This window comes from Herminiimonas sp., from assembly GCF_030645555.1.
GTDB lineage: Bacteria > Pseudomonadota > Gammaproteobacteria > Burkholderiales > Burkholderiaceae_D > Oxalicibacterium.
Genome location: NZ_JAUSME010000206.1, coordinates 1 through 7,737, shown reverse-complemented (window position 1 = coordinate 7,737; position 7,737 = coordinate 1). Strand labels below are relative to the sequence as shown.

Here is a 7,737-nt window from a genome sequence, read left to right as displayed (position 1 = left end):
GCGTTGGTGATGAGGTGGACGAAAGAGAGATCTTGGGTGACGGTCATGGAAGTGTGGTGTAGTCGAATGTGCTCAATTGTATGCGTAACCGGTATGAGGCGGTGCGATTTGGTGCTGTAACTGCTGCATCGATGGATAGCTGCAAGCCGCGTTCATGACGCTTCGATATCCTGTATGCGCTGCAAGACTTCTGGCGGGATTTCGCTGGGCCTGAAGCGCAGGGCATCGACGCAGCCGACCTTGATGCGCCCGGTAGCGAGCAACTCTTCGCGCTCGCCATCGATGCGCCATGCCTGCTGTATGAATTGTACCGAGGCGCGGCCCATCTTTTCGACGACGACGGATAATTTCAGTTCATTATCGAGTTTTGCCGGCGCATGGTAATCGACGGCCGTGCTCTTGACGACGAACATCACGCCATGCGTCTCTGTCATCAATTGCTGGCTGACGCCGGCAGTACGCAGCCATTCGGTGCGCGCGCGCTCAAAAAATTTCAGGTAGTTTGCGTAAAACACAACGCCGCCGGCATCGGTATCTTCATAGTAGACGCGTATCGTCCACGTAAAATTTGACAGCATTTGATCTGTTTACCCTGAGTTGGCAACGCGCAGGCGGCGTGGCCGTGATGTGCTGCGGATTAGCCTGCGATTATCAATGATTATCAATGATATTCATTTTGCGTGACAAGCTTGTTACCTTCTATTGCAAATATGATACCAGCCGCCGTGTGCCAGCCGCATCCAGCTATGGCGCCACATTACGCTTGATCAGCAGTGGACCAAAACCCTGGCAGGTCGGCATCAATTCGATATGGTTGATATTTACATGCGCCGGCAGCGTCGCTATCCAGTAGGCAGTTTCTGCAATATCGGCCGCGCTCAGCGGCACCGTACCTTCATATACCTTGGCGGCAGCGGCATCGTCCTTCAGGCGCACATTGGAAAATTCGGTGCCGCCTGCCAGGCCGGGGGCTATGTTGGAGGCGCGTACGCCGGTGCCGACCAGATCGGCGCGCAGGTTCTTCGTGAACTGGTCGACGAAGGCCTTGGTGGCGCCATATACATTGGCACCGGGATAGGCATAGGCGCCGGCGCTGGAACTGATATTGATGATGGTGCCGCGATTGCGCTTGACCATCTCCGGCAAGACCAGACGCGTGACCGTCACCAGGCCTTTGCAATTGGTGGCGATCATGGTTTCCCATTCATCCAGCGAGGCGCTTTGCGCAGGTGCGACGCCGAGCGCGAGGCCGGCATTGTTGATCAATACGTCGATTTCCTGCCAATCCGCCGGCAATGCAGCCAGCGCGGCGGCGATCGAGTTCTTGTCGGTCACGTCCATGACGACCGGCAGCAGCGCCGGGCCGATTTCTGCCGCCAATGCTGCGAGGCGATCTTCGCGGCGCCCTGTGGCGATCACTTTATTGCCATGTTGCGCGAATTTTCGCGCCATTTCAGCACCGAAGCCGGAAGTTGCGCCTGTGATTAAAACGATCATCGGATTTCCTTTGTTGGAAAATGAGCCTGCATCCATGTCCACGGATGTGTGGCTGTGCAGAATGAAATGCGCGGGCGCGGCCTGATTAACCGTACCCGCGCATTTGCCGTCTGATTTATTCGCCAGCCTGTGCGCGCTTGACCAGGAACATCGTCAACAGCGGCACCGGACGCCCGGTCGAGCCTTTGGCGGCGCCGCTTTTCCACGCGGTGCCGGCGATATCCAGATGCGCCCAGGTGTATTTCTTTGTGTAGCGCTCGAGGAAGCAGGCGGCGGTCACGCTGCCGGCTGCCGGGCCGCCGATATTAGCCATGTCGGCAAAATTCGATTTCAACTGTTCCTGATAGCTGTCTTCGATCGGCATGCGCCATGCGGTGTCGCCGGAGGCCTTGCCGGCGTTGAGCAATTCATGCGCGAGGGCGTCGTGCGCATCATCGCTGCGGGTGAACAGGCCGGAATTGTGATGGCCGAGCGCAGTGATGCAGGCGCCGGTCAGCGTGGCGACGTCCACCACTGCGGCTGGCTTGAAGCGCTCGACATAAGTCAGCGCGTCGCACAAGACCAGGCGGCCTTCGGCATCGGTGTTGAGGATTTCTATGGTCTGGCCAGACATGGAGGTAACGATGTCGCCCGGTTTGGTCGCGCTGCCGGATGGCATGTTTTCACAGCTGGGGATGACGATGATGACATTGAGCTTCAATTTCAATTCCGCAACCGCGCGCATGGTACCGAGCACGGAAGCGGCGCCGCCCATGTCGTACTTCATTTCATCCATCGCCGCGCCCGGCTTGAGCGAAATGCCGCCGGAGTCAAAGGTGATGCCTTTGCCGACCAGCACCACAGGTGCGTCCTTGGCCTTGCCGCCCATGTGCTTGAGGACGATGAATTTTGGCGGTTCATCGCTGCCGTTGGTGACCGACAGGAAGCTGCCCATTTTCAGTGCCTGCAATTGCTTGCGATCGAGCACTTCAACGCCGAGCTTGTAATCCTTGGCCATTTTTTTTGCAGCATTGGCGAGATAGGTCGGTGTGCAGACGTTGGCAGGAAGATTGCCCAGGTCCTTGGTCAGGGCGACGCCATTGGCGACGGCGACGGCGTGCGCGACCGCTTCCTTGGCAATGCTGGCCGAGACTGTACTGACGGCAAATGCGATTTTCCTGACGCCGCTAGCGGCCGGTTCTTTTTTACTCTTCAAGCTGTCGCCGCGGTAGGCGGCGTCGCGGGTATTGAGGATGGTGCTGTGTATGGCCCATGAGGCATCGCGCGCGGCAACGGCATCCAGCGGCAGCGCGATGATGGCGTCACTGGCGCCCAGCGTGGTGAAGACGCGTGCCATTGCCTGCACTGCGCTCGAGAAATCCTTTTCGCTGACGGCTTCTTCCTTGCCCAGGCCAACCAGCAAGACGCGTTCGGCGGCGACGCCGTTGACGCCGCGTAACAGCAGGGTAGTGCCGGCCTTGCCGGAAATGTCGCCAGACTTTAGCGCTGCACTGATGTCGCCTTTGTGGTTCAATGCCTGCGCAGCAGATGACAGGTTTTTGTTTTCAAATACTGCGACTGCGATGCACCCCGTCTTGATACTGGCGATAGTGCTTTTTGCGTCCAATGATTTTATGCTAAAGTCCATGCGTTACTCTCCTTGTCGATCCACGATTATAGCCTTCCAATGATTTTTCAGCGCGCGCTTCGACGCGATTTGCTCAGTACCGCTGGCGCCGTCTTCACTACCCTTTTCACTATTACGATCACTGTGATGCTGATTCGTATCCTGGGGCAGGCTGCAGGCGGCAAAGTCGCGTCTTCCGATGTCGTCGCATTGATGGGTTTTTCTGCGCTTAACTATCTGCCGATTATCCTGAACCTGACCGGCTTCGTGTCGGTGCTGCTGGTAGTCACGCGCAGCTATCAGGATTCTGAAATGGTCGTGTGGTTTGCCTCCGGTCTGAGCCTGTCGCGCTGGATAGCGCCGGTCATGTGGTTCGGTTTGCCTATCGTGTTGATGACGGCCGTGCTGAGCCTGTTTCTCACGCCCTGGTCGAATCAGCAAAGCGCCATTTACAAGGAGCGTTATGCAAACCGCGAAGATATCGCGCGCGTGTCACCCGGAAAATTCCAGGAATCTTCCTCGTCCAACCGGGTATTTTTTGTCGAAGGTATTTCCGGCGATACGACGCGGGTAAAGAATGTATTCGTCAGCAGCATGCAAAACGGCAAGACCAGCGTAGTCGTTGCCAGGGAGGGGACGGTGGAAATAGAACCGTCCGGCGATAAATTCCTGGTCATGCATCAGGGACGTCGTTATGACGGCGTGCCTACCCAGTCCGACTTTCAGTTGATGGAATTCGATCGCTATGGCGTGCTGGTGGGGAGTGAATCCAAGGCGGTGGTCGGCGATACGACTTCACGTGCGATACCGACCCGCACCCTGTTGAAAAACCGATCGAACTTCAACGATGGCGAATTGCTGTTCCGTGTTTCCCTGCCTGTGATGGGCATCCTGCTGATGCTGCTGGCGATACCGCTCGGTTTTGTCAATCCGCGCGGTGGTCGCTCAGCGAATCTGCTGATTGCACTCTTCCTGTTTGTTTTCTACAGCAACATGCTCAGTTTTACACAAGCGACCGTGGTGCAAAGCCGCGTGCCCCTGATGCTTGCATGGTGGCCGGTGCATCTGGTTGCGCTGATTATTGTCACGGCGTTTTTCCTGTGGCGTCTCAAGGTCAATAGTCGCTACCATCCGCTGGTCGTCTGGTCCCTGCTCAAGCGTGCGTATTTCGGACGGCGGGTGGCAGCATGAAAATCCTGCAAAAATACTTTGCGACTGAAATCATACGTTCGGTGCTGTTCGTACTGATTGCGTTCCTGGCTTTGTTCGCATTCTTTGATCTGGTCGGCGAATTGAAGGCGGTCGGACATGGCGGCTACAAGATAGAGCACGCTTTCCTGTATGTGCTCATGGGCTTGCCGCGCTATGTCTATGAGTTGATGCCGATTGCGGCATTGATAGGCACGATCTGGACGCTTTCCCAGTTCGCGGCGCGCTCCGAGTTCACCATCATGCGTGCCTCCAGCATGTCGACGGCGATGGCCGGCATGATGCTGGTCAAGATAGGCATGGTGTTCGCAGTCACTACCTTTGTATTCGGCGAATTTGTCGTGCCGATCACGTCCAACATGGCTGAAAAATTGCGCTTGACCAGCCAGGGCGCATCATTCGCGCAAGAGTTTCGTTCCGGTTTGTGGACCAAGGATGTGATCAGGGCGGGCGGGCCGGATAGTGAGGCGACTGGTTCGCGTTTCCTGAATGTGCGGGAGATTCGATCGGATGGGCAATTACTCGATCTCAAGATATATGAATTCAATCGTGACTTCCATCTGACTGCCTTGATCACGGCAGCAAGAGCCGACTACAAGGGGCCCAATCTGTGGATGCTGTCGGATGGCTCGGAAGCCGCTTTCAGCGATACGGTATTGCAGGGCGCGACTGCTGCCAGCGACATCAAGACAGCCATCTCGACGGTAAGATTCGCCAGCAAAGCCTTGGTCTCCGAAGTCACGCCAGACATCCTGTCGGTGGGGCTAGTCACGCCGGAACAAATGTCGGCATACGATCTGGTCGGCTACACGCAATATCTGGCGGAAAACAATCGTGAAACAGCGCGCTATGAAATTGCCTTCTGGAAGAAGGTGACGTATCCGTTCGCAGTATTCGTGATGATGGCGCTGGCCCTGCCGTTTGCCTACCTGCATTTCCGCTCCGGCGGTGTCAGCCTGAAAATTTTCACCGGCATCATGATAGGCGTGAGCTTTTTGCTGATCAACAGCATGTTTTCCCACCTGGGTTTGCTCAATACCTGGCCGCCGTTTGCAACGGCAATACTGCCGAGCACCTTGTTTTTGCTGGCTGCAATCGGCGCACTGTTATGGATAGAGAGGCATTGACGATGACCGTACAAAAACGCCGTGCCCTGGTCTTGTTTGCGCATGGCGCGCGCGATCCGCGCTGGGCCGAACCGTTCCAGCGCCTGCAGGCCATCGTGCAGGCGCAGTCGCCGCAATTGCATGTCTCGCTCGCGTTTCTGGAATTGATGTCGCCGCGCTTGCCGGAACTGGCGCTGGAATTGATAGATGCAGGCATCGATGATGTGACGATAGTGCCCGTGTTCCTCGGGCAGGGCGGCCATGTGCGACGGGATCTGCCTTTGGTCGTCGATGAATTGGAGGCCAGCCATCCTGCTGTCTCGTTCAGGATAGCCGCGGCGGTAGGGGAAGATGCGCAAGTGCTGAATGCGATGGCAAATTATTGCCTGGCTGCGCTGGAGTAAGGCCGGCCGTCCTGGCGGCATCAATGGCACTGCTGCGTGCTATCTATTTTTCATTCTGCTTTTCAGGCGTGACGCGCGCTTCCAGCGCCGCGCCTATCATCACCAGCACCGGCCCCTGGCGTTCTCCCAATCCCTGTTCCAGATCGCGCAAGGTCATGCGCAGGATGCGCTGATTTTCCAGGCTGCAGTTTTCCACCACGATCACCGGCAGTGCCGGTGAGCGGCCCTGTTCCAGCAATTTCTGCGCAGTGATGACGGCTTCGCGCCCACCCATGTATTGAATCAGGGTGTCGCAATCTGGCAGCGTCAACTCATCGGGTTGATTGGGTGCCGTGCTGGAGGTGAAGAAGGCGACGCTGCGGGCGATGCCGCGTTTGGTCAGCGGTTGCAGGGTGGCCGCGGCGGCAGCCAGTGCGGTGGTGATGCCGGGCACGATTTCGACTTCGATATGGCGCGATTCGAGCGCATGCAGTTCTTCATCGGCGCGCCCGAACAGCATCGGGTCGCCGCCTTTGAGGCGTACCACCAGCGGATATTTTTCTGCGCACGCAACGAGTAATTCATTGATTGCGAGCTGCGCGGTGGAGCGCTGGCCGCTGCGTTTGCCGACCGGGATTTTCTCCGCCTGCGGACACAGCGCCAGCATCTCTGCCGTCACCAGCGCATCGTGCAGCACGACATCGGCTTGCGCCAGTATGCGCGCACCGCGGAGCGTGATCAGGTCGGCAGCGCCCGGTCCGGCACCTATCAGATAGACTTTTCCGTACGCTGTCTTTTCCTGCGCCATGAGCCGGGTATAGCTTCTCAGGCCAGACGTATCATGCCGGCGGCCACCGTTTGATGCGTGACTTCATCGATCAGGATGAAGGCGCCGGTCGTACGGATTGCATCGTAGGCATCGGCTGCCAATGGTTGCTGTACATTGATCGTCACGCTGGCGATGCCGTTGAGTTTGACTTCATCGGCAGGGCGTTTTTCCTGCGTGTTGATGTCGAGCAGCGTATCGATTTTCGTGATGCGTGCAGCAACCTGGCGCGTCGTGTGCTTGAGCCAGTATTTGCGGCGTACATCAAGCGGCTCTTCCGACAGCCAGCAGATGTCGGCGTTGACGGTCTTCAGCAATGCAGCCGGCCTGTCAGCGGCAGAGAGCATGTCGCCGCGTGAAATGTCCACGTGTTCTTCCAGCAGCAAGGTGATCGATTGACCGACCACGGCTTGCTCCAGCGAACCGTCGAAGGTCTGGATATCCTTAACGGTGGCAGTCTGGCCGCCAGGTTGCACGACCAGCTTGTCGCCTTTTCTCACTTTGCCGGCTTCTATGCGTCCCATGTAACCGCGGAAATCATCGGCTTCGTGGCCGTTGTGGCGCGCCACCAGTTGCACCGGGAAGCGGAATGGTTCCTCATGCGATTCATCGTGGACGCTCAGCGACTCCAGCAATTCGATCAGGGTCGGGCCCTGGTACCAGCACAGCTTGTCGCCGCGCGTCACCACGTTGTCGCCGGCCAGCGCCGACAATGGGATCGGATGGATATCCTTCAAGCCCAGCGTCTTGGCGAATTCTGCATAGGCAGCAACAATGCGGTCATAGACGGTCTGGTCGTAGTTGACCAGATCCATCTTGTTGACGGCGACGATCACGTGTTCGATCTGCAGCAGATGCGCGATGGTCGAATGACGCTTGGTCTGGATCAGTAATTCCACGCTGCCGTCGTCGCCCAGCTTTACTTTCGAGACGTCGATCAGAATGATGACTGCATCAGCGGTCGAGGCACCGGTGACCATATTGCGCGTGTACTGCTCATGACCGGGTGTGTCAGCGATGATGAACTTGCGTTTCGGCGTGGCGAAATAGCGATACGCGACGTCGATTGTGATGCCTTGTTCGCGTTCTGCTTCCAGGCCGTCTGTCAGC

8 protein-coding genes are annotated in these 7,737 nt (G+C 57.4%); 3 read left to right on the top strand and 5 right to left on the bottom strand.

Annotation, left to right across the window (positions count from 1 at the left end; all coding sequences use genetic code 11):
* Window positions 1–152 precede the first annotated feature (152 nt).
* From ybgC to Q7T06_RS07980, 3 genes are all read right to left on the bottom strand, one after another.
* Window positions 153–578: a tol-pal system-associated acyl-CoA thioesterase gene (gene ybgC / locus Q7T06_RS07990; protein ID WP_304783100.1), complete on the bottom strand. Its 426-nt coding sequence runs from the start codon at window positions 576–578 to the stop codon at window positions 153–155.
* Between the two features lie 166 nt (window positions 579–744).
* Entirely contained in the window at window positions 745–1,497 is a 753-nt protein-coding gene (locus Q7T06_RS07985) for an SDR family NAD(P)-dependent oxidoreductase (RefSeq protein ID WP_304783097.1), read from the bottom strand.
* A 115-nt stretch (window positions 1,498–1,612) separates the two neighbouring features.
* Entirely contained in the window at window positions 1,613–3,124 is a 1,512-nt protein-coding gene (locus Q7T06_RS07980; RefSeq protein WP_304783093.1) for a leucyl aminopeptidase, read from the bottom strand.
* A gap of 39 nt (window positions 3,125–3,163) precedes the next feature.
* Here Q7T06_RS07980 and lptF point away from each other — a divergent pair, with 39 nt between their 5' ends.
* From lptF to Q7T06_RS07965, 3 genes are read left to right on the top strand one after another with little or no spacing between them, the layout of a single operon-like run.
* Window positions 3,164–4,294, top strand: coding sequence for an LPS export ABC transporter permease LptF (lptF, locus tag Q7T06_RS07975; protein ID WP_304783091.1), 1,131 nt, complete (start codon window positions 3,164–3,166; stop codon window positions 4,292–4,294).
* On the top strand, window positions 4,291–5,439 hold the full coding sequence (lptG, locus tag Q7T06_RS07970; RefSeq protein ID WP_304783089.1) for an LPS export ABC transporter permease LptG: 1,149 nt from the start codon (window positions 4,291–4,293) through the stop codon (window positions 5,437–5,439). Before lptF ends, lptG begins: the two co-directional genes overlap by 4 nt.
* Window positions 5,440–5,441: 2 nt before the next feature.
* Window positions 5,442–5,822, top strand: a complete 381-nt coding sequence (locus Q7T06_RS07965; protein ID WP_304783087.1) for a sirohydrochlorin chelatase — start codon at window positions 5,442–5,444, stop codon at window positions 5,820–5,822.
* A 43-nt stretch (window positions 5,823–5,865) separates the two neighbouring features.
* Here the strand turns inward: Q7T06_RS07965 and cobA are convergent, their stop codons facing one another.
* Window positions 5,866–6,609, bottom strand: a complete 744-nt coding sequence (gene cobA, locus Q7T06_RS07960; protein WP_304783084.1) for a uroporphyrinogen-III C-methyltransferase — start codon at window positions 6,607–6,609, stop codon at window positions 5,866–5,868.
* 17 nt (window positions 6,610–6,626) lie between these two features.
* On the bottom strand, window positions 6,627–7,737 hold a 1,111-nt coding region (locus Q7T06_RS07955; protein WP_304783081.1), incomplete at its 5' end, for a sulfate adenylyltransferase subunit 1.

Excerpts from the sequence above, each read along its gene's own strand:
- lptF (WP_304783091.1), top strand. The coding sequence starts at position 3,164 with ATGATTTTTCAGCGCGCGCTTCGACGCGATTTGCTCAGTACCGCTGGC.
- cobA (WP_304783084.1), bottom strand. The coding sequence starts at position 6,609 with ATGGCGCAGGAAAAGACAGCGTACGGAAAAGTCTATCTGATAGGTGCC.
- lptG (WP_304783089.1), top strand. The coding sequence starts at position 4,291 with ATGAAAATCCTGCAAAAATACTTTGCGACTGAAATCATACGTTCGGTG.
- Q7T06_RS07980 (WP_304783093.1), bottom strand. The coding sequence starts at position 3,124 with ATGGACTTTAGCATAAAATCATTGGACGCAAAAAGCACTATCGCCAGT.
- ybgC (WP_304783100.1), bottom strand. The coding sequence starts at position 578 with ATGCTGTCAAATTTTACGTGGACGATACGCGTCTACTATGAAGATACC.
- Q7T06_RS07985 (WP_304783097.1), bottom strand. The coding sequence starts at position 1,497 with ATGATCGTTTTAATCACAGGCGCAACTTCCGGCTTCGGTGCTGAAATG.
- Q7T06_RS07965 (WP_304783087.1), top strand. The coding sequence starts at position 5,442 with ATGACCGTACAAAAACGCCGTGCCCTGGTCTTGTTTGCGCATGGCGCG.